This window comes from Hufsiella arboris (genome assembly GCF_009834875.1).
GTDB classification, from domain to species: domain Bacteria; phylum Bacteroidota; class Bacteroidia; order Sphingobacteriales; family Sphingobacteriaceae; genus Hufsiella_A; species Hufsiella_A arboris.
The window spans coordinates 52,897-76,922 of the sequence record NZ_WVHT01000004.1; the positions used below are offsets into that span (position 1 = coordinate 52,897).

Annotated in this window: 19 protein-coding genes and 1 other RNA gene; 9 read left to right on the top strand and 11 right to left on the bottom strand. The window is 41.8% G+C overall.

Annotated features, from left to right (window positions below; genetic code table 11):
• Window positions 1–270: 270 nt before the first annotated feature.
• From GS399_RS09620 to GS399_RS09630, 3 genes are all read right to left on the bottom strand, one after another.
• Entirely contained in the window at window positions 271–741 is a 471-nt protein-coding gene (locus GS399_RS09620; protein ID WP_160844411.1) for an NHL repeat-containing protein, read from the bottom strand.
• 203 nt (window positions 742–944) lie between these two features.
• On the bottom strand, window positions 945–1,871 hold the full coding sequence (locus tag GS399_RS09625; RefSeq protein WP_160844412.1) for a DUF4435 domain-containing protein: 927 nt from the start codon (window positions 1,869–1,871) through the stop codon (window positions 945–947).
• A 5-nt stretch (window positions 1,872–1,876) separates the two neighbouring features.
• A complete protein-coding gene (locus GS399_RS09630) occupies window positions 1,877–3,280 on the bottom strand; it encodes an AAA family ATPase (protein ID WP_160844413.1) in 1,404 nt (467 codons plus the stop codon).
• A gap of 459 nt (window positions 3,281–3,739) precedes the next feature.
• Between GS399_RS09630 and GS399_RS09635 the strand changes: the two genes are divergently transcribed.
• Window positions 3,740–4,945: an MFS transporter gene (locus GS399_RS09635; protein WP_160844414.1), complete on the top strand. Its 1,206-nt coding sequence runs from the start codon at window positions 3,740–3,742 to the stop codon at window positions 4,943–4,945.
• A gap of 749 nt (window positions 4,946–5,694) precedes the next feature.
• Here GS399_RS09635 and GS399_RS20665 read toward each other — a convergent pair.
• The 5 genes from GS399_RS20665 to GS399_RS09655 form a co-directional block, all read right to left on the bottom strand.
• A complete protein-coding gene (locus GS399_RS20665; protein ID WP_202409422.1) occupies window positions 5,695–6,756 on the bottom strand; it encodes an NHL repeat-containing protein in 1,062 nt (353 codons plus the stop codon).
• A 420-nt stretch (window positions 6,757–7,176) separates the two neighbouring features.
• The gene (locus tag GS399_RS09640; RefSeq protein WP_160844415.1) at window positions 7,177–8,253 is read right to left on the bottom strand and encodes an NHL repeat-containing protein; all 1,077 of its coding nucleotides are present in this window, start codon (window positions 8,251–8,253) and stop codon (window positions 7,177–7,179) included.
• 428 nt (window positions 8,254–8,681) lie between these two features.
• Complete coding sequence (locus tag GS399_RS09645; RefSeq protein WP_160844416.1) at window positions 8,682–9,188, bottom strand: pyridoxamine 5'-phosphate oxidase family protein; 507 nt, start codon at window positions 9,186–9,188, stop codon at window positions 8,682–8,684.
• Between the two features lie 21 nt (window positions 9,189–9,209).
• The gene (locus GS399_RS09650) at window positions 9,210–9,383 is read right to left on the bottom strand and encodes a hypothetical protein (protein ID WP_160844417.1); all 174 of its coding nucleotides are present in this window, start codon (window positions 9,381–9,383) and stop codon (window positions 9,210–9,212) included.
• Between the two features lie 34 nt (window positions 9,384–9,417).
• Window positions 9,418–10,602 (bottom strand): MFS transporter, encoded by a 1,185-nt coding sequence (locus GS399_RS09655; protein WP_160844418.1) that lies wholly within the window; start codon window positions 10,600–10,602, stop codon window positions 9,418–9,420.
• A 72-nt stretch (window positions 10,603–10,674) separates the two neighbouring features.
• Between GS399_RS09655 and GS399_RS09660 the strand changes: the two genes are divergently transcribed.
• From GS399_RS09660 to GS399_RS09685, 6 genes are all read left to right on the top strand, one after another.
• The gene (locus GS399_RS09660) at window positions 10,675–11,844 is read left to right on the top strand and encodes a galactokinase (RefSeq protein WP_160844419.1); all 1,170 of its coding nucleotides are present in this window, start codon (window positions 10,675–10,677) and stop codon (window positions 11,842–11,844) included.
• A 5-nt stretch (window positions 11,845–11,849) separates the two neighbouring features.
• On the top strand, window positions 11,850–12,425 hold the full coding sequence (locus GS399_RS09665; RefSeq protein WP_160844420.1) for an RNA methyltransferase: 576 nt from the start codon (window positions 11,850–11,852) through the stop codon (window positions 12,423–12,425).
• Window positions 12,388–13,059 (top strand): YdeI/OmpD-associated family protein, encoded by a 672-nt coding sequence (locus GS399_RS09670; protein ID WP_160844421.1) that lies wholly within the window; start codon window positions 12,388–12,390, stop codon window positions 13,057–13,059. Before GS399_RS09665 ends, GS399_RS09670 begins: the two co-directional genes overlap by 38 nt.
• 39 nt (window positions 13,060–13,098) lie before the next feature.
• Complete coding sequence (locus tag GS399_RS09675) at window positions 13,099–14,013, top strand: restriction endonuclease (RefSeq protein ID WP_160844422.1); 915 nt, start codon at window positions 13,099–13,101, stop codon at window positions 14,011–14,013.
• 159 nt (window positions 14,014–14,172) lie between these two features.
• Window positions 14,173–14,664 (top strand): peptide-methionine (S)-S-oxide reductase MsrA, encoded by a 492-nt coding sequence (msrA, locus tag GS399_RS09680; RefSeq protein ID WP_160844423.1) that lies wholly within the window; start codon window positions 14,173–14,175, stop codon window positions 14,662–14,664.
• Between the two features lie 50 nt (window positions 14,665–14,714).
• Window positions 14,715–15,911, top strand: a complete 1,197-nt coding sequence (locus tag GS399_RS09685; RefSeq protein ID WP_160844424.1) for a winged helix-turn-helix domain-containing protein — start codon at window positions 14,715–14,717, stop codon at window positions 15,909–15,911.
• Window positions 15,912–15,935: 24 nt separating this feature from the next.
• Here the strand turns inward: GS399_RS09685 and GS399_RS09690 are convergent, their stop codons facing one another.
• From GS399_RS09690 to gltB, 3 genes are all read right to left on the bottom strand, one after another.
• Window positions 15,936–16,397: a DinB family protein gene (locus tag GS399_RS09690; RefSeq protein WP_202409423.1), complete on the bottom strand. Its 462-nt coding sequence runs from the start codon at window positions 16,395–16,397 to the stop codon at window positions 15,936–15,938.
• An 86-nt stretch (window positions 16,398–16,483) separates the two neighbouring features.
• Entirely contained in the window at window positions 16,484–17,953 is a 1,470-nt protein-coding gene (locus GS399_RS09695; RefSeq protein ID WP_160844425.1) for a glutamate synthase subunit beta, read from the bottom strand.
• A 3-nt stretch (window positions 17,954–17,956) separates the two neighbouring features.
• Window positions 17,957–22,480, bottom strand: coding sequence for a glutamate synthase large subunit (gltB, locus tag GS399_RS09700; protein ID WP_160844426.1), 4,524 nt, complete (start codon window positions 22,478–22,480; stop codon window positions 17,957–17,959).
• A gap of 569 nt (window positions 22,481–23,049) precedes the next feature.
• Between gltB and ffs the strand changes: the two genes are divergently transcribed.
• Both ffs and fsa read left to right on the top strand, forming a co-directional pair.
• An RNA gene (gene ffs, locus GS399_RS09705) (signal recognition particle sRNA small type) lies at window positions 23,050–23,149 on the top strand.
• 171 nt (window positions 23,150–23,320) lie between these two features.
• Entirely contained in the window at window positions 23,321–23,986 is a 666-nt protein-coding gene (gene fsa, locus GS399_RS09710; protein ID WP_160844427.1) for a fructose-6-phosphate aldolase, read from the top strand.
• The last annotated feature ends 40 nt before the right edge of the window (window positions 23,987–24,026 follow it).

Consider the following 24,026-nt stretch of genomic DNA (forward strand, 5'->3'; position numbering starts at 1 on the left):
GGATTGTTGAAAAATCGGGGATTGTGGATGGGGGAAAGGATTGATGGGGAGCGGGAAATGGGTTTGGGGAAATGGGTTTAGGGAAATGGGTAGAACAATTCGTCGTTCCGGAACTGGCCCCCGTTGTTGTTGTTCGGGAAAGTTTGTGGATATACAAATGATAAATTATAATTCTATTGCTTTTAAAAGCAAGTGTCAGTTCAGCACACTTTTAAGAGCCGCTGAGCGACAAACATACGCCTGCCGCACAAAACTAAAACTCACACTTAGCTACTGCCTGGATATTTTCCGGATAGCGTTATTCGAGATATCGGCAACAAATATGCCGCTTGGGTTCACCGTAAGACCGGTCGGTCCCCTGAAAGTGGCCTGTGCTGCTGCTCCGTTTTGAAATCCTTCGGTAAGCAACCCGGTAATGGGCGTCAAAACCTTATCGTACGACAAGTGCAGTATCTGGTACTTTCTTTGGGTCAGCGAAGAGGTGTCACTTACAGCTGAACGGGTAATTGATATAAAGGCGTTTTCGTGAGAAGTCAAATTGAAATCCTTGTCGCGCTTTGTTACGGCGACGTCGTTGATAGCCCAATTCAAAGAAGGATCCAACTTAAGGAACGTGGTTACAGTTCCATCCATTTTTATATGTCGTATGGTTTGGCCGCCCAGGTTCGGAGTATTTCCCCCCGGAGTTGTTTTCACCGCCCCCATTCCCATCCACAACCCACAATGTTCCGTCTTTGGCATAGCGTATATTACTGGGATAACTAAAACGTGCATTCCCGCCTTTACCATCAACTAATCCAATTTGACCGGTTTAGTTAAGGCCATTATGAAAAAATGAAAAAATTTTGGAGAATTACAAAGTGGGATTAGAAATCCCTTCTATCGAATTATTCGACATGCCCTGCGGAACATGTCGAACAGCTGGATAGCTGGTTTTGTTCCCTTTATCGTAATGTTTCAATTATATATCGCTTCAAGCATTCTGGTGTCTTTGCATATTGGCTTAAACTTGAACACATAGTTGCATTTTCAATTCTCAAGTTACAAGAATATTTGTTTACAAAAGGTGAACAAGTAGTGCCAAAAATAGATTGCAGCCGACATAAATAACTTTCAAGAAATCGTATTAAAAACTTACCTCTAAATTTTTCGGATTGATTAATGTATGCGAACTCTTGAGATTTTATATTCAAAGCATCGTCAGAAACACTTGGTGAATTGTTGTAAATGCTTTGTATTTCTTGTTTGGATGTTAATCCCTCTAAAGGTTTTATGCCAGTCAAGTCTGGCAATACAACTTTATCAAATTTTGCTTTTACCTTATTGTCAATATTTAATCTTGTTTTGGTTTTTAGGTCATTCCGTATATCTGACTGACAAGCTAACCAAGCATTGAATAGTAACATTTCAGATGTGAATTTTTGTTGAAGAGTTTTATAGTTCTCGATACATTTTACAAAGTCATCATCTGTTCTTTTCATTTTGAATTCTGCAAGAAGTATTTTTTCAAATGCCTCCTGGACACAGTAGAGATTTTCTATACTATAGGTGGGTGTTTTGTAAATAGTTTCAGGAAGATTATAATTGTCAAAATCACTGTCAATAAAAAATCCTGTTTTTACATTTTTATAGTGAGGACTTTCTTTAATAAGGTTGTGAACTTTAATCACATCATCTTTTCCTCCACAAACAAAATCTACAACAGTCTTATATGATATGCTTTCTATCCGTATTGTGTAATAAATTGGATCTTCAAACCCTTCAAAAAAGCAATAAAGAGCATCCTCTGTTTTCTTGTATTGGAGCATAAATTCCGTATAAGCCACACAATCAGATGTCGCTTCTTCTCTCAGGCGTTCTACAATATCCATATTAATCAATCAATAAATATATTCATACCCACCGCATATTTGTCCAATTCATTTTTAAAGATGAAAGGTGAGTGTGTTACAGCTAACAAAAATTTACATTTTCCAGAACTTAAAATATCAGGAAGAAGAAGCTTTTGCCATTCAATGGAAAGTGATAATTCAGGTTCGTCAAATAGAACCGTTATGCTACTATGTTCTTCAAGATAGATTTTTGAAAACAAGGAAACTATTTGTTTTTCACCGGACGAAAGTTGGTTTAATTTGACCATTTGTCCAGATTTTTTTCTGATTATATCAATTGACACAGAACTTTCATCAAATTTCAATTCTTTTCCAACTAAATATTTGTTACAAACAGCCACAAAGTTTTTGATTCTGTTATCAAGTTCTTTTTGTGTTTCATATACGCCTATCAATTTTGATAAAAAGAAAACTAAATCTTTTTTATCTGATAGTTTTTTTGACTCAACAATTCCAATAATATTCCTTCTGTCAGTTTCAGACAGATTCCCCCTTACTCTATTTAAAATTATTTCAATGTCATCTTTGTTTAAATGTAATAATGATGATTCATCTACCGTAGGAAATCCTTTTAGCATTTGGGACAACACTTGACCTGTAACCGTGGTAAAACCGGTCAGAGACATTTCGCTAATTTGAAATAACACACTTTTAATTCGGGTTTCTACGTCTTGCATCCCGAATTGTATTAATGTTTCTTCTTCTATGTTTGATAACTCAATTCGTTCTTCTTCTTCAAATGGGTCTGAAAAATCAAAGTCGTCATTACTGATTTTTCTAAGTTGACCAAGATTTTGTAGTTCTTCTTCAACCCGTCTATATGTTGGAAAGTACATTATAGTTGTGTCGAGTTGTTCCTCAATTATTTTATTTATGTCGTCAAAAACGAGTACAAATTCATCTGTTAATAATCTGATTAAGCAATCAACAAGCACACCCGTTGGTGCTCCAATTTGTTGATTTATTCTGTTCTTTATGATATAATTAATAATATCCTGATGGTTGATTATAGTTTGCTGATTGACCGTATCAGGTTTCAATAACTCCTCTTTAAGCTTGTTTACATTAGGGATTAAGCTTTTAAGTTGAGAAATGATTTGGAGGTGTCCTCTTTTCCGTTGCCTTTTGTCATCCATTAAATAGGCTTCCAAATGTTTTTTTGAAAATCGTATTATTGAATTACTATCAAAAGTCAGCTCAATGCTTTCAAATGGAATTTTTATGAGTTTATGCCATTTTTTTGTCAAGACATAATACAGAGAATTAAGAATTGTTGTTTTCCCAAGTCCATTTTCTCCTATAAGAATTTTAATATTTTCATCAAACGGAATAACCACATTTTGAGTGTTAAAGAGTCCGTTTATTGCATATTTTTTTATATTACTCATTTTTGCTATTTCCTTTCGTTATTTGTTTTCTCGTTCATTAATGTTGCTGCCAACCCGTTTGTAAGGATGATTTTCCTTCTTTCTTTCGGCTAAGATAATTTATTTTCAATCCCTTTAACCGAACAATAATTTACCAGTATTCTTATCCACTAAAAAGGCCGTCCGCATCCCCGCAAATAGTCTTTAAAATTTATAATTGCGTCCAGGTCTTATGCGCCCGCTTTCAACTCAACCACTTCCTCGCCGGCCTTTCTTCCTCCACGATCCGTAATTTTCCTTGCCTGGCGGTAGCTTTCAAAAACTCTTCGTCGGTAAAAAAGCCGTTCAACAAATCATCGAACAAACTGAATACTCTTTCTTTAATTCGGGATTTTATATTTTGAAAAATTTACAATACTAAATACACAGTGAACAATCTGCACGCCTAAATACCTCCTCTAACCCTATCTTTGCTTTCCCATGTTTACCTCAACCATTCAATTATACAAAACAGCCTATACCGGCCTTTCCAAAAACAGCTGGTATCTCAGCATTGTCATGCTGATCAACCGCAGCGGCACGATGGTGATACCATTCATGACCATCTATTGCACGCAGCAGCTTCATTATACAATTACACAAGCGGGAACAATTATGGCGTTGTTTGGCCTGGGGTCGATTGCAGGAGCATTCATCGGCGGCAAGATCACGGATAAGCTTGGCTTTTACCAGCTGCAGGTCGGCGCGCTCATGAGCGGCGGCATTATGTTTATCGTGATCGGTTTACTCACACATTTCATTGCGTTATGTATCGGGACATTCGTTTTAAGTATCTGTAACGAATCATTCCGGCCGGCTAATTCCACCGCCATCGCGCACTACAGCACACCCGAAAATCAAACACGTTCCTATGCTTTGAACAGGCTGGCGATTAACCTGGGCTGGTCGTTCGGCGGAGCGCTTGGTGGTTTCCTGGCGTCCTTTAATTATCATTTGCTGTTTTGGGTAGACGGCTGCACAAATATCTTCGCGGCTTTCCTTCTTCTTTGGCTATTGCCTTACAAATCGATTGTTGCCGAAAAAAAATCAAAGAATACGCAGGACGGAACGTCTCCGTACCGCGACCGGATTTACCTGGCTTTTATCGGACTGGTAATATTATTCGCTTCCTGCTTTTTTCAATTATTTACCATGGAACCGGTTTTCTTTAAAACGCAGTGGGGTTTTAACGAACGATTAATAGGAATGCTGATGGCCTTGAACGGGATAATAATCGCATTCTTTGAGATGATCATCATACACAAGATCGATGGCAAAAAGCACCCGCTATTTTATATCGTTATGGGGACGCTTATATCAGGGGGCGCTTATATCCTACTTAACCTGCTTCCCGTTCTGCCCGTTTCGGGCGTCATTGTGGTAACGATGATCACCATTGGCGAAATCCTGTGTTTGCCTTTTATGAATTCCTTCTGGATCTCCCGCAGTAATGCACAGAACCGGGGCGCTTACGCGGCATTGTATACCATGGCATGGTCGACAGCACAAATACTGGCGCCAACCCTGGGCAGCCAGGTAATTTACCTTAAAGGGTTCGGCTTATTGTGGACTATCATGGCAGTAGTATGCCTGCTGTCTGGCGGCGGGTTTTATATGTTGTATAAGACGGTGAAAGTTAGAGCATAAATTTACCGGGTGAGTAACAAGCAATAAGTAACTTTTTTTAATGTATGTTACGAATTCTTATAATTAGAAAATTAACGTTTCGGCTACTATGAAACGATAGTCCTGCTTTACGTTCATACTGCACAGGCATTAGCCGCCAGGCCGGTATACACTTCAATCAGGTTTAAAAACTTCGGATACTTAACAAACTCTCTTCGCAATACGACGTTCGTCATAAACCGCAGTGTTATTGCACAGTCCCTTCATTTTAAACCTGATGGAAACGGCAGCCCCGAGGCACGAGGGCTACAGTGTACAGCAGGACTATCAACCGATAGATGCAGCTGCTTTCATTTCCAATTAATTATCATGAACCGCCATCAAGCTAATTCATCGTATTCATATACCATTTGGCTTTACAAAAAACTCTTAACGCCACAAATTCTGATAAACCCAAGATTCTATTGTACAACCCCTTCATTTTAAACCTGATGGAAACGGCAGCCCCAAGGCAGGATTGTCAGCTGCCGAGACGTTCATTTCAAAAAGCAAACGGAATAAAATACCAATAATGAAACTGTTACCTGATACTGTCACATCATACCTAAATTTCCAGCTTCCCCTCTACCGCATTTGCATTTTTTTTGCCGCTTGCAGATTGTCCGCCGGTAATACTGACGCCTTTTTTACAGCTATTAAGAGCAAAAGCAGAAAACATTACAAAAATGAAAATGATTGTTTCATAACCATTTAATATTTTCTAAAAAGCGTCAATTCGAATGCAGCCTCAAAATAACCTTCCGCACCGCATTCGCATTCAAATCGGTGAAGTAGAGAGTATTCTCATCTTTCGATAAGGCTAAAGAATAAGCATATACATCAGCGTTAGTGCCAACCCCATCTCTAGAGTCGTGGTGTTTTGGATTTGGCCCTGTTATATACTGAAGTTTTCCGTTTACGATGACTTTAATGGCTCCATTATCAACTATATAAATGGATCGGGAGTCGTGATTTGCAACGATAGACGTAACATTTTTAAACTTTAAATCGGTATAAATGTGAGATGGGGTACCATCACGCAATATTTTAAACATGTCGCCTTTAAGCGATTCCGGATCACTTAATATCATGTAAATTATATTGTTAAATCCGAAAAAGAACCCTCTTGGCGTATAATACGGGCTATCGAAACGTCCATCATAGTCAGAAGGTAGATGATAAGTCAATTTGTTAAAATCAATCCCATAACCCTGATAATACGATCCAACTCTGTGAATAAATGGCGGGCCAAAATCGGTTCCTTCATAAAAGCTTTTCGTGAAAGGATCCCAAGCTAAACCTAGAAGGGATGAACGTATAAGATCATGATAATCAAATAAACCGTCCGGTTTAAAAACGGATACCCGGCCTCCGCCGTCATATTTATCGACTACCGCTAAACTGCCATCATCATACAACCCAACCGCATTGGGTTCGCTGAAATGGGCTGCTGTTATAGCGGGGTTCACCAGAGTAGTAACTGTTCCATCTGTGGTTACTTTTCGAATAGCATTATTTTTAGAATCTGCAACGTAAAGATTCCCGGTATTGGCTAAATAAATTCCTAGCGGTGCTTTGAATCTGGCATCCTTGCCGGTTCCATCTACCAATGTGGGACCAGTAGAATCTCTCATTCCTGCGATGGTTTTTACAATAAGAATGGTATTACCCGCTGAAACTGATAATTGATCTTTAGCAGTGCTAATTACTGTCTGATCAGAAACAGAAATGTCTTTTTTGCAGCTGCTAATTACGACACCGATAAGAACAGCAATTAATAAATTCTTTTTCATAGTTACCAATGTTTAACATAAAGTTACAGTTGGTAACAGATTCACTATACACTTTTCAATTATCGTGAAAATTATGTGCAGTTTTCAGAAGAACTGAGAAAGCTGCTTGTTGCGGTAAAGATTCCCGATCAACCGGGAGCTGCTGCGGCACCAGTGTTTATTACATAATGGTTTGTCTTTCTACGATCATCTGTTAGCTTACAAACCCGTTTTGTAACGTTGGTTTTCAATGCACAGAGCTTTCATTTTAAACCTGATGGAAACGGCAGCCCCGAGGTACGAGGGCTACAGTGGACAGCAGGACTATCGGCCGATAGCTCCGCAATGTCCATTTTCAAAAGATAGCCTTGTAATTACTTCAACGCGTTAAATTCAAGATTAAACCCAAAGCTGATTGTTCGTCATACAATCGTTACCCGGCTAATGCATATTTAAAATAACTTTCCGCACTGCATTTGCGTTGATATCAGTAAAATACAAGGTATTTTCATCCTTCGATAAAGCCAGCGAAAAAGCGTACACATCGGCATTTGTTCCAACGCCATCTCTTGAATCGTGATATTTTGGGTTAGGGCCAGTTAAGTATTTTAGCTTTCCTTTAAAGATCACCTTAATAGCTCCGTCGTCTACTATATAAATGGATCGGGAGTCATGAGTTGCAACAAGAGCAGTGACGTATTTGAATTTCAAATCAGTGAAAATATGCGACTGTATCCCGTTAGGCAACACAATTTTATAAAGATCAGAGTATTGGTCAAAATTGCTGTAAGCAAGATATAAAACATTATTATAGCCAAAGAAAGATGCATGCGTCCAATAAAATGGGCTTTCAAAACTTGCAGAATCAGAGGGTATTTTGTAATCCAATCGAGTATCACTAATGGAATACTCAACTGGGCCTTTCTCGGCAGAATAATTCGGCGAAACTTTTAAAATGCCTGGTTTTTTAAATGCCCCCCCGCCCCAGAAGCTTTTATCAAATGGATTCCATACTAAGCCTTTACTATACAAGTGATAATCATCATCGGTGTAATCCAAAGAACCATCAGACTTTAGAACAATGAATCTGGATGATCCTCCAATACCGTTATCTACAATTGCCAAACGTCCGTCATCATATAATCCTACTCCGTTAGGTTCCGCTAACTTAAGTTGCTGGAGAGCGGGGCTATTTATCGTAGTTGTTAGGCCATCTACTGAAACTTTTCTGACTGCATTGTTTAATTCGTCTGCAACGTACAGGTATCCATTAGCTGCGAGATTAATACCCAGAGGATGATTAAATCTTGCTTTTTTTCCCGTTCCATCAAGTAATGTAGGCCCTGATGTGTAAGGGCCGCCTGCTATTGTTTTTACAATAACTGGAGTACTGCTTGATGACATATTCACTTCATCTTTGCTATCACTTGTAGCATTCGGATCAGGGATAGAAGCATCCTTTTTACAGCTGCTAATTGCGACTCCTATTAAAACAGCTATTAATAAAATCTTTTTCATTGGTTACCAGTACTTGTAATAAAGTTACAACTGGCAACGGAGTTAGCGCTTACCTTTTACTTATCGTGAAAATTTTGTGCAGTTTTCAGAATAAACTGGTAAAGGCATTTGCTGCGGTAATATTCCCGATCAACCGGGAGCTGCTGCGGCACCAGTGTTTATTACATAATGGTTTGTCTTTCTACGATTATCTGTTGCGTACAAACCCGTTTTTGTAACGGTGGTTTTCAATGGACAGAGCTTTCATTTTAAACCTGATGGAAACGGCAGCCCCGAGGTACGAGGGCTACAGTGCACAGCAGGACTATCGGCCGATAGCTGTAGAAACGTTCATTTTCAAAATATAAACGTAATAAAACTCAAAGAATGAGCCAGATAAGTCAAAACTGATTTCTGATACCTTAAACCTGATACCACATATCCAACGCTTAAACTTTCAGCTTCCCCTCCACCGCATTTGCATCTTTTTTGCCACTTACCGCCGATGCCAGTATGCTTACCAGGGTAACCAGTTTATTATGCTTCGTATCCCAATAATACACGTCCTGAGGTTTAACTCTGATAGCAGAAACAGCTGGATCGTCGGCGCCCTGTTTGAACCAGGCTTTCGCGATAGGTGTCCACACTTTTTCTACCTCAGCGTGGTCACGGTATATTTCAGCCTCCCCAAAAACGCTCAGGTATTCGGCAGCTCCTTTGTTGGAGTAGAACAACTGAACACGCTTATCTTCTTTGATCTCAATATTCTTATCGCTGTTCTTATTGCTCAAAAACCAGATATTTCCTTCGTCGTCCACATCGGCAGTTCCCATCGGCCTGCTGGTAAGTGGTAATTCAGTAAGGTTGGTTACGAACATGCAAATGCCGGCATCTTGAGCTAATTCTTTGATTTTTTCTACGGCCTCTTTTGAAACCAGGTTCTCAATGTTTTCCATGATGATAGATAGATGTGTATGTTAATGTTTTTGCAGCGTATCGTTTTTCGACTTAATAGCCGACGTATCCTTGTCTTCATTCCGCGTACCTTTCGGGATATTGTGCCTTCCTCCCGGATCAACGGATTTCACCGCGGTTTTGCAGGCTGCCGCAGATGCGATCAGGGCAACAATTATGAACAACTTTGCTTTCATGATTATCCTTGATTGAGTAAGGATAACAGCGGTATCAGGAAGTGGTTTGCAAATTTGCAGTTTGGTTTTTTTTATAAGTGAAGATATATACGGCGAGTGCACACAGCAGCAAAACGATCAAACCGAGGCACACTCCATGCCAGCCGCTCCATTTCCATAGAGCGAGGCTCATCGCACTACCTGCTGATGTACCCACAAAACTAGCCGTCATGAACACTGTATTGAGCCTGTTGCGCGCTTCGGGAATAAGCGCATAAACACGTGTCTGGTTCGACACATGCACTCCCTGCTGACCAAGGTCGAGCAGCAATATGCCAAAAATGAACAGGTACAAATGTGTACCGAAAAAGTAGAAGATAAGTAACGCAATCAAAAGGATGAGCAACCCATAACCCACAGCGATACGTGGGTTTTTCTTATCGCCGATTCGCCCGACGAGCGGAGCTGCCATGGCTCCCATCGCACCTGCCAACCCGAATAAACCGATCTGGTCAGCGCGAAAGTAATACGGCGCACCATCAAGAAGTAAAACCATGCTCGTCCAGAATGCACCGAAAATGGAGAACGCCAGCGCGTTGATGGCCGAGGCTTCCCGAAGTTCGGGCAGCTCGCGGGTAAGTTTCACGAGTGAAGCCATCAGATCCTTGTATTTTCCGTTAAATGTTGGCCGGCTTTCCGGAAAACGTTTCTTAATTAGAAGCATCAGTAAACTGCAAATCACAGCTGCGATCCAAAACATGGCACGCCAGCCGAACAGTTGCCCGATGATTCCGCTTAAGGTTCGCGATAGTAAGATACCGATCAACAAGCCGCTCATAATTGTGCCGATCACTTTTCCGCGTTCCGTCGGCTCGGCAAGATGAGCAGCGAGCGGAAGAATAAGCTGCGGAACTACCGAGCTGAACCCAATAATTACCGAAGCGATGCATAATATTGTGAAACCAGGTGATAGGGCTGCAGCAATTAAGGCCGCGATGGCTAACAAGGTTGTATATAGTATCTGGGTTTTACGTTCCAGCCTGTCGCCAAGCGGTACCAGGAATAGCAAACCCAAAGCGTAACCGGCTTGGGTCAGATAAGTTATGCGTCCGGCATCACTTTCGGCGATGTTAAATTCTTTAGCGATAAGAATGATCAGCGGCTGGCAGTAATAAATATTCGCCACGATGAGGCCGGTCGTAAAAGCCATCAGAATGATATCGGTTTTCTTAAGTTGCATGTTTGCAAATAACGTCATAAAGACACTTCTATCAGCACTTTTTTTTATCTTTAGCGCCTTATACCAACGAATATGACAGACGAATTAGCCAAAAATTTCAGGGAGATTTTCCAACATGAGCATCAGGATATTTTCTTTGCTCCGGGACGCGTAAACCTTATCGGTGAGCATATCGATTATAACGGCGGACTGGTGATGCCGGCTGCGATTACGTTCGGAACCTACCTGTTGACCGCGCCGAACACTATCGGCAAGTTTCGTATGAGAAGCATAAACTTTGACGAATCGTTGGATATAGATGTTCAGAATTCCTATTCAAAAAAAGACGAAAGCTGGTTCTATTATCCGCTTGGTGTAATTGACCGCTTCGCTAAAGCCGGTTTCGAGCTGAAAGGCCTCGACATGCTGTACTTCGGAAATATTCCTATCGGCTCAGGTCTATCGTCTTCTGCTTCTATTGAAGTGGTGACGGCTTTTGCCTTAAACCAACTTACAAATGCAGGTTATTCGAAACTTGAACTTGTCAAGATTTCAAAGGATGTCGAGAATAATTTCATCGGTGTGAACTCCGGCATTATGGATCAGTTTGCCGTAGCATTTGGAGAAGACAGTAAAGCACTGAAGCTTAATTGTGATACACTCGACTATGAGGCAGTGGATTGTAATCTTGGCGACTACCTTTTAGCGATTATCAATACCAATAAACCCCGCAAACTTGCTGAATCTAAATACAATGAACGTGTCACCGAATGCCAGGAGGCACTAAAAGCGTTACAGCAGGAACTTGAGATACAAAACCTCTGCGACATCACGGGCGAAACATTCAGCGAACATGCCCAACTGATCACTAATGAGATAGTCAGAAAGCGTGCTAAGCACGTTGTTGAAGAAAATGATCGGGTACACAAAGCTGCGAAGGAACTTGCAGCGAACAATCTCGAGGCTTTTGGAAAGCTGATGTATGCTTCACACGATTCGCTGAAAAATCAATACGAAGTATCCGGCAAGGAACTGGACGCGGTGGTTGAATACAGCCTGACCAACCCCAACGTTGCCGGAGCACGTATGACGGGAGCCGGATTTGGAGGTTGTGCCATTGCATTGGTTAAAAAAGATTATTTCGATCAGTATAGTAAAGAGCTAATCAGCTATTATACTGATAAAATTGGTTACGAACCGGGCGTTTACAGTTCGCTTATTGGCGATGGCGTCCGCAGTTTGAACGGAACTTTGGTTCATTAATCAACATGCGAAAACTAAAATTAGATGAGCTCGGGAGAGCCAGTGTTGAAGAATTTCACGGGCAGCAAAAACTGCCCGTTATCGTTGTTCTGGATAGTGTACGAAGCCTTCATAACGTAGGTTCTGTCTTCCGTACCGCCGATGGTTTCGCGGTCGAAGCTATTTACTTATGCGGGATAACCGGCCAGCCGCCACACCGGGAGATCGAGAAAACCGCTTTAGGTGCCACACAATCGATAAAATGGAAATATTTTGAATATATAGACGAGGCTATCAGCGAACTTAAAGCGGATGGCTTTGATATACTTGCCATCGAACAAGCTGAAAAAAGTGCCATGCTCCATGAATTTCAGCCGTCCGGAGATAGAAAATACGCGCTGATATTCGGCAATGAGGTGAACGGTGTTTCTGAAGAGGCGATGAAATTAATTGATAATTGTTTGGAAATTCCGCAATTTGGAACCAAACATTCCTTTAACATTGTTATTTCCGCAGGGATTGTTTTATGGGATTTTTATTCTAAACTCAATCTTTATTCACGCAATGGCAACAACCCCGATTCTCAAAAGACTTCACCTTAAGGAAGGTCAAACTCTTGCGTTTATCAATCCTTCTGAAACTGCGGCAAACATTGCCGATTCACTTGCTTCGGGAGGATTAAAAATCAGTTACGACGCCGATATACCATTCGACGCAGCGATGCTTTTTGTAAAAGGAAAAGACGAATTGATAAATGAAACAAGGAACCTCGCTCAGCGGCTAAAGCCTGAGACCGTCTTCTGGATTGCTTACCCGAAGAAGAGCTCGGGAATTAAAACAGATCTGAATATGATGTCGGGCGACTGGAACGAGTTGCACCAGTTTGCCATACGCCCTGTTGCTTCGGCCTCGCTTGACGAAGTTTGGACCGGATTGCGTTTCCGCGACGAAAAACAAGTGAAGCTGGCAGATTTCCGCAACTCTGAAATTCCAACCAACCAGTTCGGAGAATATATTGATCCGGCTACAAAAACGGTAACGCTGCCCGAAGAGCTCAAAACAACACTCGAATCAAACACTGCTGCATTAAACTTCTACAACGGCCTCTCTTACACCAATAAAAAGGAATATGTTGTGTGGCTGGTTTCCGCGAAACAGGAAAAAACTAAGGCTGAACGTTTGGAAAAGATTGTTGAAAAATTGAAAGCTGGGAAGAAAAATCCGATAGACAAGTAAGATAAATGTTATAATAAAACAACTCATTACATCCGATTTATGCCCAAGCTAGGAAAAGAATATGAAGAGTTAATTGACGAAATTTACAACCAGCTACTTCCGTCGGCTATAGTCACTAAAAATGATAAAATTATCGGCCGTTATTCTAAAATTCCAAGAGAAATCGATGTTTCAATAAGAAGTGAAATAGGTAACAAAAATTATCTTATGATCGTTCAAGCAAAAGATTATAAAACGCCTGCGGATATTAAAACTATTGGAGAATTTGCTTCTGTCATTGAAGATGTGAATGCAACAAAAGGAATATTGATATGTGCAGCTGGATTTACAAAGACGGTAAAAACATACGCTTTAAACAAAGGCATTGAACTTTATTCAGCTCATGACGCAAAGTCAATAAAATGGCTTACAGAACTTAAACTACCGGTTACTATGAGTTGTATAGGAATATGGGGCAGTTTGAAATTTGGATTTCAAGGTACAAAAGAAACAGAAGGAAAGCCACTAACAATTAGACAGGATGAGCTTTACGGTGATATATTTTATGATAAAGACGGGAATCAAACATCTTTTATGAATGAATTCATAAAAAGGTACGATGATGGTTCCATTAGAAAAACGCCAGGAAATTATGCTTTTGACTTACTACAAGACAAGATGATGGTTAAGCTAAGTAATAATTTGATTCCGGTTAATAAATTTTTGGCTGAGTACGACATAAAATTCAAATACTTTTTTAAGTATTTTACTATTGACGATTATCAAGGGCTTAGGGAAGCAATTTCAAATAAATTCATTTACACGCGTTTAGGAATAAAAGACTTCCTTGTTTTAGATGACACTTGGCAACAAATTGAATCACCTGATAGTATCGTTGTTAATTCTGAAAGGATTGAATATGATGATTTTTATTTTTTTTTCAAAGGAATTAGGCGTATAACGATGCATTTATGAATTTCACAAATACTTAAGTGATCACAAAATCGTTTTTTGAAAATGATAAGGCTATGGCCGGTAGACCCGCCATCTGGCACGAGTTTTTAGGTATAACTTGACAATATTTTGTCTTTCCTTTTTCTCCTATATCCTATTTTTAAGGCTTAGAAAAAACCTATGAATACTGAAAAAGCTATTTTGGCCGGCGGTTGCTTTTGGGGCGTCGAAGAACTGATCAGGCATCAGCCGGGTGTAATATCAACGGTTGTAGGATATACCGGTGGTGACGTACCAAACGCGACGTACCGCAACCATGGAACACATGCGGAAGGCATCGAAATTGAATTTGATCCTGAACGTTTATCCTATCGTAAACTGTTGGAGTACTTTTTTCAGATTCACGACCCTACCACACGTAACAGGCAGGGAAACGATGTCGGCACTTCATACCGGTCGGCTATTTTTTACACAAGCGAAAATCAGCGCGATACAGCTGAAAAATTAATTGCTGAATTGAATGCGTCAGGCAAGTGGCCTGGAAAAATTGTAACCGAAGTAGTCGCCGCTGCCGATTTCTGGAACGCTGAAGAGGAGCATCAAAATTATCTGCAAAAACACCCTTACGGATATACCTGCCATTTTGAACGGCCGGATTGGAAACTTGCTTAATGTATTCTCGTTAAATTCTGACCCGATATAACCTTTTCTATCAAGGAAGTATGAGCCAGTTGACTATCACCGGATCGCAAGCCAGGAAAATTATTTTGCATGCCGCTGGCTTGGCTCAACCCGCGCCATTTGGAACGGGTCCCGAAGCCGTTTACAAACTGATCGACCATCTTGGTTTCATCCAGATCGATACCAATTATGTAGTTGAGCGCGCACATCATCATGCCATTGCATCACGCGTGCCTGATTATGAACCAGAATGGCTTTTGGAGCTGCAGGAAGACGGGAGGATTTTCGAATTTCTCCTGGCAGACTCAGGCTTTATGCCAATGAACGATTTCAGGTTTTCTTTGCCTGTTAAAGCAAGCTTTTCAGCGAACAGAAATCTCCTGACCAAGGCTGAAATTAATCTCATGAATCAGGTGATGGATCGCATAGCGCGTGAAGGCCCGCTGCAGGTAACTGATTTTGAAAACGACCGTACCGAAGCGAGTTCCGGTTGGTGGGATTGGCGGCCAGCGAAATTGGCTCTCGAACGGCTTTACCTGGCAGGTGAACTGATGACCACCAGGCAAAAAGATTTTAAAAAGCTGTACGATTTGCCCGAAAACCTGATACCGGAGGACATCGACACCACAATGCCGACCGCTGAAGAATTTGCTAAGTACATTATCCTGCGAACCTTAAAATCTCTGGGCATCGCCTACCTGAAAGAATTGTCCTGGCGTGCACGTCGCGTGAAAAACAATTTGATTAAACAGGAACTGGAAAAACTTGTCGCGGCCGGTGATGTATGTACGGTTGCCATAGAGGGGTCAAAAACGGCTACTTTGTATCTTCTCCCCGATCATATAAATAAAGACCTGCAATTATCAGACGCTGCTTACATCCTTTCGCCTTTTGACGTAGTAAACGTCTTCAGGCATCGTTTAAAGGATTTCTTTAATTTCGATTACCAAATTGAATGTTTTGTGCCTCAGGCGAAACGAAAATACGGCTATTTTTCACTGCCGATTTTGGTTGGGGATGTCTTCGTCGCGCGTATGGACTCAAAAGCTGACAGGAAGAAAAAGACCCTGCTTGTTCACAACCTTCATTTCGAGCCGGTGGAATTGAGCCGGCAGCAACTCGAAAAGATTATCGATGCCCTGAAAAAATTTGTTCGGTTCAATCAATGCCACAACATCGTGCTCAAAAAATCAAACAACGAAGTGTATATAGAAATCATTCGGAATGCGTTTGCCTGACGTCCTTGTCCCTAACAGGTATTTCTAAACCAGTTTCCGCATCGCCATTACATATCCGGCGTGCAAGCCTTCATGAAACAAAACAAAATCAATGGCTTCATCAATATTGCTTAAAGTGACATTGTATCGGGTTGTGACAGTAGTATATTCCTGGAAAATCCCGCGCTGATAATCGTCCTGAAGCTTTAACGGGCTCGACAAAAGCAATTCCTTTATCGCATTAACATCTTCTTCGTTATAATATTTTTCAGGCTTTGATCCCGGAATAAAAGGCTCAACATATTGCTCTTCTACGGCAGGTTTTAAGCCAGAACGTTTATAACATAGTCCTTGCATAGCTGACGTGAGATGGCCAAGATTCCAGATGATATTGTTATTGAAACCATCAGGAATTTTATTCAACTGCTCAACTGAGAAATCTTTTATCTGATCCAGCAAATAGGTTCTTACGTTCAGAATATTGGCAACTTGTGATTCGATTAGCATACAATTAAAGACTTAAAAAACAAACCTGCATCAAATACATGACGCAGGTTATGTCTCGAGGTTGGAGTAAAGAATTTTATATGAATTTACGCAAACATGCTGACAGCGTCTTTGCTGGCAAGAGCTGTTGCTCCCATTAAATATTCGTCGACTTTTCGCGCAGCTTCACGTCCTTCTGAGATTGCCCAAACAACCAAAGATTGTCCGCGGCGCATATCGCCGGCTGCAAATACATTAGATACGTTGGTTTGATAAACGCCTTCGCGCGCCTTTACATTACCGCGCTCATCTATTTCAACACCCAATTCTTCCAGCATGCCTTCGAATTGAGGGTGAAGAAATCCCATAGCAAGAAAAACGCGCTGACAAGGAATTTCACGTTCGGAACCTTCTACTTCGTTAAATTTGATTGGGCGCCCGAATATATCTTTTTCCCAATTTACGTCTGTTACCAGGAGCGATTTCAGGTTTCCGTTTTCATCGCCAATAAATTTTTTCGTATTAACACCCCAGAAACGTTCGCAGCCTTCTTCATGCGAAGATGTGGTTTTCAGCACCATCGGATATGTCGGCCATGGCATACTGTCTGTACGGTCGCCCGGCGGCTTAAACATCACTTCAAACTGCTTAACAGATTTTGCTTTGTGGCGATTCGAAGTTCCAACGCAGTCTGATCCCGTATCACCACCGCCAATTACAACTACATCGGCGTCTGTGGCGAGGATGTCTTCCGCATCAAAGGGAGAGTTTCCAACGCGCTTATTTTGCTGCTTAAGAAATTCCATCGCGAAATAAACGCCTTTCAACTCACGGCCCGGAATATTCAGATTCCGGGGAATAGTTGAACCTCCTGCAAGAACTACTGCATCAAAGTTCTCAGCAAGTTCTTTTGCCGAAATATCTTTGCCGACTTCCGTGTTATATTTAAACAGGATGCCGCTTTCTTCCATCAGTTTAATGCGGCGATCGACCACCCATTTGTCAAGCTTAAAATCAGGGATGCCGTAACGAAGCAATCCTCCGGCTTTATCATCTCTTTCGTAAACCGTTACCAAATGGCCAGCTTTATTCAGCTGCGCAGCGGCAGCAAGACCTGCCGGACCCGAGCCAACAACCGCTACTGATTTACCCGTACGTAAATGCGTATTATGCGGTTGAACATAGCCTTTTGAATAAGCAATCTCAATAATGTGTTTTTCGATTTCCTCTATGGCTACCGGCGGACGGTTAATACCCAACACACATGCAGACTCGCATGGCGCCGGGCAAATACGGCCTGTAAACTCGGGGAAGTTATTTGTTGAAGAGAGGATATTATAAGCTTCCTCCCAGTTCTCCTTGTAAACGGCATCATTAAATTCAGGAATGATGTTGCCCAGCGGACATCCCGAATGGCAAAACGGGATTCCGCAGTTCATACATCTTGCAGCTTGCTTATTCAGTTTCTCATCTGAATACAAACCAACAAACTCTTTGTAGTTACTAACCCTTTCCGCGGGGCTCTTTTTCGCGGGAAGTTCCCTGTCAAACTCTTTAAAACCTGTTACTTTGCCCATAGATCAATTAGCTGGTTGGAATTGTGAACGTTGTAAAACTTTTTTGTATTCAGTAGGGAATACTTTTATGAACTTGCGTGACTCTTCGACCCAATTGCTGGTCAGATAAAGCGCAAGCCGGCTTTGTGTTAACTGGATATGCTTTCTGAGCAGGTGCTGGATCTGATCTTCGTCATCCTGTGTAAGCGGATCTAGTTCAACCATTTCTGTATTACAGTTTTCAGCGAAACTTCCGTCAACATCATATACCCAGGCAATACCTCCGCTCATTCCTGCGGCAAAGTTACGTCCTGTTTTACCGAGAATTAACGCACGGCCGCCGGTCATATACTCACAACCATGATCTCCTACCCCTTCTACAACCGCCGTAGCGCCCGAATTACGAACTGCAAAACGTTCACCCGCTTGTCCCCTGATGAATACTTCACCCGATGTAGCCCCGTAAAGTGCTACGTTTCCAATTATTATGTTCTCCTCAGGAACCAATTTACTTTCGGACGATGGATAGATGGCTAATTGCGCGCCCGACAAGCCTTTTCCGACATAGTCGTTAGCTTCACCTTCCAGCTCAAACGATAAACCTTTGGTAGCAAAAGCTCCGAAACTTTGTCCCGCTGAGCCACTGAATTTAAAGTTAATTGTATTATCAGGTAAGCCAGCAGATTGATAGCGTTTCGATACTTCGTTTGAAAGAAGCGTTCCGATTGTCCGATCGGTATTTTTAACGATGAACGTTGCAAACACAGGCGTTTTACTTTCTAAAGCCTGTTGTGCATGTTGCAGCAATTTCCAATCAAGGATATCGGCCATTCCATGATCCTGCGACTCACTGTTATAAAGTGTTTGACCAGACGGATTAGCGACCGGGTGCAGTATTCCTGAAAGATCAACTGTTTTCGCTTTCCAATGGGTGACGCCTTCTTTTACTTTCAGGTATTGAGCACGTCCAACCATTTCGGTAATGGTACGGAAGCCAAGCTCTGCCATAATCTCGCGCATTTCTTCTGCAAGGAAACGGAAAAGATTAACTATATGCTCAGGTTTTCCGCTAAATAACTTACGCAATTCAGGATCCTGTGTAGCCACACCAACAGGGCATGTATTCAGATGGCATTTGCGCATCATAATACAACCACCGGCAACGAGAGCAGCGGTAGCGACTCCCCATTCTTCGGCCCCCAATAACGCCGCTATCGTTAAATCACGACCAGTTTTCATCTGTCCGTCTGCCTGCAAAACCACACGGCTGCGAAGCTGGTTACGAACAAGTGTCTGATGTGCTTCAGCTAAACCAAGTTCCCACGGTAAACCAGCATGTTTAATTGAACTGATTGGCGATGCACCTGTACCGCCATCGTACCCTGCAATAAGGATAACATCAGCATGCGCTTTTGCTACTCCTGCCGCAATGGTGCCCACTCCTGCTTTAGACACGAGTTTCACATTGATACGGGCTGCTCTGTTAGCGTTTTTCAAATCGAAAATCAGCTGCGCCAAATCTTCAATTGAATAAATATCGTGGTGTGGTGGCGGAGAAATTAAACCTACTCCCGGAGTCGAATGGCGCACACGTGCGATCCAGTCGTCAACTTTATGTCCAGGAAGCTGGCCGCCTTCACCAGGCTTAGCGCCCTGTGCCATTTTTATCTGCAATTCGTCCGCATTGGTAAGATAATTTGAGGTTACACCGAAACGGGCTGAAGCAATTTGCTTTATAGCAGAACGCATGGAATCGCCGTTAGGCAATTTTTCGTAACGAATTTCGTCTTCACCTCCTTCACCGGTATTGCTCTTTGCGCCGATACGGTTCATCGCGATTGCTAATGTACTATGGGCTTCGTGAGAAATAGATCCAAACGACATCGCTCCCGTCGCGAAACGCTTCATGATATTCTCCGCTGGCTCAACTTCATCAATTGAAATTGATTCGCGATGTTTCGCAAAATCCAATAAACCGCGCAGTGTGTACATTTTTTCACTTTGCTCGTTTACAAGTTTTGCGTAGTTCTTATAAATATCGTAGCTATTGGTACGTGTGGCTTGCTGCAACAGGTGAACCGTTTGCGGGTTAAACAAATGCGCTTCACCACGACGTTTCCATTGATAAATTCCACCTTCTGGAAGTAACTGCTCGTCGCGTTTTGAAGCGCCGAAACCGTTCCAGTGTTTGTATAAGGTCTCACGAGCGATTTCATCAAGGCCTAAACCTTCGATCCGTGTTACCGCTCCGGCGAAATGCGTATCAACAACTGCTTTGTTTATTCCCAGAATTTCAAAAACCTGGGAGCCGTGGTATGACTGCAAAGTTGAAATCCCCATTTTCGAGAAAATCTTAAGCAATCCATCGCATACAGCTTTTATATAGTTTTTAGAAAGATATTTCCATTCCAGTGAGGTATCCAGTTTACCTTCTTCTTTCATTGTCTGGATAGTACCCAGCGCCAGGTAAGGGTTAATCGCGGTAGCACCGAATGCAAGAAGACAAGCAAAATGGTGAACTTCCCAAACATCACCACCTTCAACTACAATACCAACCGCACCACGCAAGCCTTTACGAATCAGGTAATGATGAACAGCGGACACAGCAAGCAGCGATGGTATCGGCGCGTGCTCAGAATCTACAGCGCGGTCGGAAAGAATTAAAACTTCAAAACCGTCGTTTACGGCATCTTCGGCATAGCGGCAAAGCCTGTCGATGCCATTTTGCATTGACCCTGCCAATCCATCGGCTTTGAAATAAGTTTGCAGCGTTTTCGCGTGGAAAAGGCCGGTATCAATACTTCTTAGTTTTTCAAGTTCTACGTTAGTTAGAATTGGCTGCTGCAGAGCTACACAATGGCAATGCATTTTATCCTCATCAAGCACATTACCGTTATTACCGATAAAGGTTGCGAGACTCATTACGAGACGTTCGCGGATTGGGTCGATTGGCGGGTTGGTTACCTGGGCAAAAAATTGCTTGAAATAGCTCGACAAATGTTGAGGCCTGTCGCTTAGTACCGCGAGTGGAACATCAGTTCCCATAGAACCTACCGGTTCTTTGCCATCCAGCGCCATCGGTTTAATGATGGACTCGATATCTTCCCGGGTGTAACCAAACACCTGCTGATATTTAAACACAGATTCCGCCGAAAGATTTGTGAACGCTAAGCGCGGTTCAGGCAATTCCTCCATGCGGATCTTATAGTTCTCAAGCCATTGTCCATAAGGTTGCCTTGTGGCCAGCTGATGTTTAATCTCATCATCGTTGATGATCTTACCTTCCGCTGTATCTATGAACAACATTTTACCGGGTTGCAAGCGTCCTTTTTTAATAATAAGCGCTTCAGAAACCGGCAGCGCACCTGCCTCTGAGGCAACTATAACACGGTTATCGCTGGTTATGGCGTAACGCAACGGACGCAGACCATTACGATCCAGCATAGCCCCGATATTTGTTCCGTCTGTAAAAGTCAACGCTGCAGGGCCATCCCATGGTTCCATCAATGTAGCGTGGAACTCGTAAAAGGCCTTTTTTATCGGATCCATCTGTTCGTTACCATCCCAAGCTTCAGGAACCAGCATCATCATCACATGCGGCAAGGTTCTTCCCGAGTGAAGCAAAACCTCGACAATATTATCAAGGCAGGCAGAATCGGACTGATTAGTATCAATTACCGGCAGGATCATGTCCATTTCTTCCTTAGTAAAATAAGGAGAAGCTAATGAACGAACACCGGAGTAAAACCAGTTAAGATTTCCTGTCAAAGTATTGATCTCACCATTGTGAGCCATCATGCGGAAAGGCTGTGCCAGTTTCCATGAAGGAAAAGTATTGGTTGAAAAACGAGAGTGTACCATACCGAAACCAGATTTGATACGCTCGTCAGACAAATCCTTATAATATGCCCGGACCTGGTAAGTAGTCAGCTGTCCTTTATATATAATGATCTTACAGGAAAAAGACGTAAAATAAAGCTCATCAGAAACGTGCGGAAGTTTTTCTGAAACCAACTTGGTTACATACCGGCGGAGAACGAAAAGCTTGCGCTCAAAGTCATCTGCGTTTTTAACATGCGAAGGTCGCTCGATAAAAACCTGTTCAACGGCTGGTTCGGCTTCCAACGCTGTTTTTCCAATAGATGAAGGATCAACAGGCACTTTTCTGAAACCTAAGAACTTCAGCCCTAAATCGGCCGATGCCTGTTTGATTATATTTTTACAAGCCTCTTTCAATTCAATGTCCTTAGGTAAAAAGGCCATTCCAACGCCATAATAACCAGGCTCACCCAATCTTATACCTTGTGTTATGCATTCTTCCAGTAAAAATTCGTGTGGTATTTGAAAGAGAATTCCCGCTCCGTCACCTGAATCGGGATCACAACCGCACGCTCCGCGATGCTCCATGTTTTCCAGGATCGTCAATGCATCTGCAATAATCTGATGTGATTTGTGTGCGTTGATTGATGTGATAAATCCGGTACCACATGAGTCGTGTTCAAATTCAGGCCGATACAGACCCTGCTGATCAATCTCAGTTTGCTTCATTTGATTAAGTTGGTTAAGTGGTGTGATTACGAAGATATAGATTTAACGAAATGATTGAAATAGTTTTAAATATTTTTAACGTTTCACTATTTTATCATCAAAAATGTATACAATAATTTACACTATCGCAATTTCAACGCACTCTAATTAACAATTACGTAATTTGAGTTTTTTGCTTCTATCAGGCTTAGATGACTAAATTTATGAAATTTAAAACATTTTTTGGCTTAAAATTGTAAAATGCGGCCTGCGTGTTTGTTAACAATAGAAATACAACCTATCACAGTAAACTTATATAAGGTAAATTCCAATGATGTCTGCTTACATAGTTGTAGCAATTAGCCGGGCTAAGGGCTAAAACATACGTGTTTCCTACTCACGACAATAATTAGAAACGTTTTGATTACCCTCAACTTGACAAGGGCAGTACATGTTTGCCTTGCTAAACTTAGATATGGTCGTTAAAAATAAGCCACTAAAAATCAAGAGAATAGTAGACAATGACGGGTTAAATTCACAATTTTTGAAAGTCTGCTCGTCAATTTCGCTTTTTTTTCTACTTTTGTGGCGGGTAAGTCTTTTACGACCAGCTCCCTTTGAACTCCCCCAGGGTGGGAACACAGCAAGGGTAGAAGGTTGTAGCGGTGCGATAAAAGGGGCTTGCCCATTTTTTTTGCTTATATTTGAACTACGTTCAGGCGGTTTGCAAAAATGATCTTCCTTCAAATATCATGCTATCAGTTCGTTTTTATAATTACTACAAAACGTTACTTTTAAAAGATTCAGTGCAATCGTTTGCTCTACGCTTTACAAATAACCTTAATATTAAATTATAATCTTATGAAATTTTTCATCGATACTGCCAATCTTCAGCAGATTAAAGAGGCTCACGATTTAGGCGTTCTCGACGGTGTAACCACCAATCCAAGTTTAATGGCCAAAGAAGGCATCTCCGGACAAGACAATGTAATCAATCATTATAAGGCAATTTGCGATATTGTTGAAGGCGACGTAAGCGCCGAAGTCATCGCGACAGATTTTGACAGCATAGTTAAAGAAGGCGAATACCTGGCGTCTTTAGACGATAAAATCGTTGTTAAAGTTCCAATGATTAAAGACGGCGTTAAAGCGCTGAAATATTTTTCATCCAAAGGGATTCGTACCAACTGTACCCTGGTATTTTCTGCAGGGCAAGCGTTGCTGGCAGCTAAAGCAGGCGCAACGTACGTATCGCCATTTATCGGACGATTAGACGACGTTTCAACGGACGGACTTGCCTTGATCGAAGACATCCGCTTGATCTATGACAACTACGGCTACGAAACTCAGATCCTTGCGGCTTCGGTCCGTCATCCAATGCATATTGTTAACTGTGCTAAAATCGGTGCAGATGTAATAACCGGCCCGCTTTCGGCTATCACGGCTTTATTGAAACACCCTCTAACTGACAACGGGTTGGCCCAGTTTCTTGCGGACCATGCAAAAGCGGCAGAAGCAGTAAAATAAAAATTACTTTTATTCAAGATACGAGGGCCGGGGTTTTACT

Bases quoted from the DNA above. Each gene is read 5' to 3' on its own strand.
- GS399_RS09695 (WP_160844425.1), bottom strand. From the start codon at position 17,953: ATGGGCAAAGTAACAGGTTTTAAAGAGTTTGACAGGGAACTTCCCGCG.
- GS399_RS09620 (WP_160844411.1), bottom strand. From the start codon at position 741: ATGCCAAAGACGGAACATTGTGGGTTGTGGATGGGAATGGGGGCGGTG.
- GS399_RS20665 (WP_202409422.1), bottom strand. From the start codon at position 6,756: ATGAAAAAGAATTTATTAATTGCTGTTCTTATCGGTGTCGTAATTAGC.
- gltB (WP_160844426.1), bottom strand. From the start codon at position 22,480: ATGAAGCAAACTGAGATTGATCAGCAGGGTCTGTATCGGCCTGAATTT.
- GS399_RS09655 (WP_160844418.1), bottom strand. From the start codon at position 10,602: ATGCAACTTAAGAAAACCGATATCATTCTGATGGCTTTTACGACCGGC.
- GS399_RS09685 (WP_160844424.1), top strand. From the start codon at position 14,715: ATGAGCCAGTTGACTATCACCGGATCGCAAGCCAGGAAAATTATTTTG.
- msrA (WP_160844423.1), top strand. From the start codon at position 14,173: ATGAATACTGAAAAAGCTATTTTGGCCGGCGGTTGCTTTTGGGGCGTC.
- GS399_RS09645 (WP_160844416.1), bottom strand. From the start codon at position 9,188: ATGGAAAACATTGAGAACCTGGTTTCAAAAGAGGCCGTAGAAAAAATC.
- GS399_RS09690 (WP_202409423.1), bottom strand. From the start codon at position 16,397: ATGCTAATCGAATCACAAGTTGCCAATATTCTGAACGTAAGAACCTAT.
- GS399_RS09665 (WP_160844420.1), top strand. From the start codon at position 11,850: ATGCGAAAACTAAAATTAGATGAGCTCGGGAGAGCCAGTGTTGAAGAA.
- GS399_RS09630 (WP_160844413.1), bottom strand. From the start codon at position 3,280: ATGAGTAATATAAAAAAATATGCAATAAACGGACTCTTTAACACTCAA.
- GS399_RS09650 (WP_160844417.1), bottom strand. From the start codon at position 9,383: ATGAAAGCAAAGTTGTTCATAATTGTTGCCCTGATCGCATCTGCGGCA.
- GS399_RS09675 (WP_160844422.1), top strand. From the start codon at position 13,099: ATGCCCAAGCTAGGAAAAGAATATGAAGAGTTAATTGACGAAATTTAC.
- GS399_RS09625 (WP_160844412.1), bottom strand. From the start codon at position 1,871: ATGGATATTGTAGAACGCCTGAGAGAAGAAGCGACATCTGATTGTGTG.
- GS399_RS09635 (WP_160844414.1), top strand. From the start codon at position 3,740: ATGTTTACCTCAACCATTCAATTATACAAAACAGCCTATACCGGCCTT.
- GS399_RS09660 (WP_160844419.1), top strand. From the start codon at position 10,675: ATGACAGACGAATTAGCCAAAAATTTCAGGGAGATTTTCCAACATGAG.
- fsa (WP_160844427.1), top strand. From the start codon at position 23,321: ATGAAATTTTTCATCGATACTGCCAATCTTCAGCAGATTAAAGAGGCT.
- GS399_RS09670 (WP_160844421.1), top strand. From the start codon at position 12,388: ATGGCAACAACCCCGATTCTCAAAAGACTTCACCTTAAGGAAGGTCAA.
- GS399_RS09640 (WP_160844415.1), bottom strand. From the start codon at position 8,253: ATGAAAAAGATTTTATTAATAGCTGTTTTAATAGGAGTCGCAATTAGC.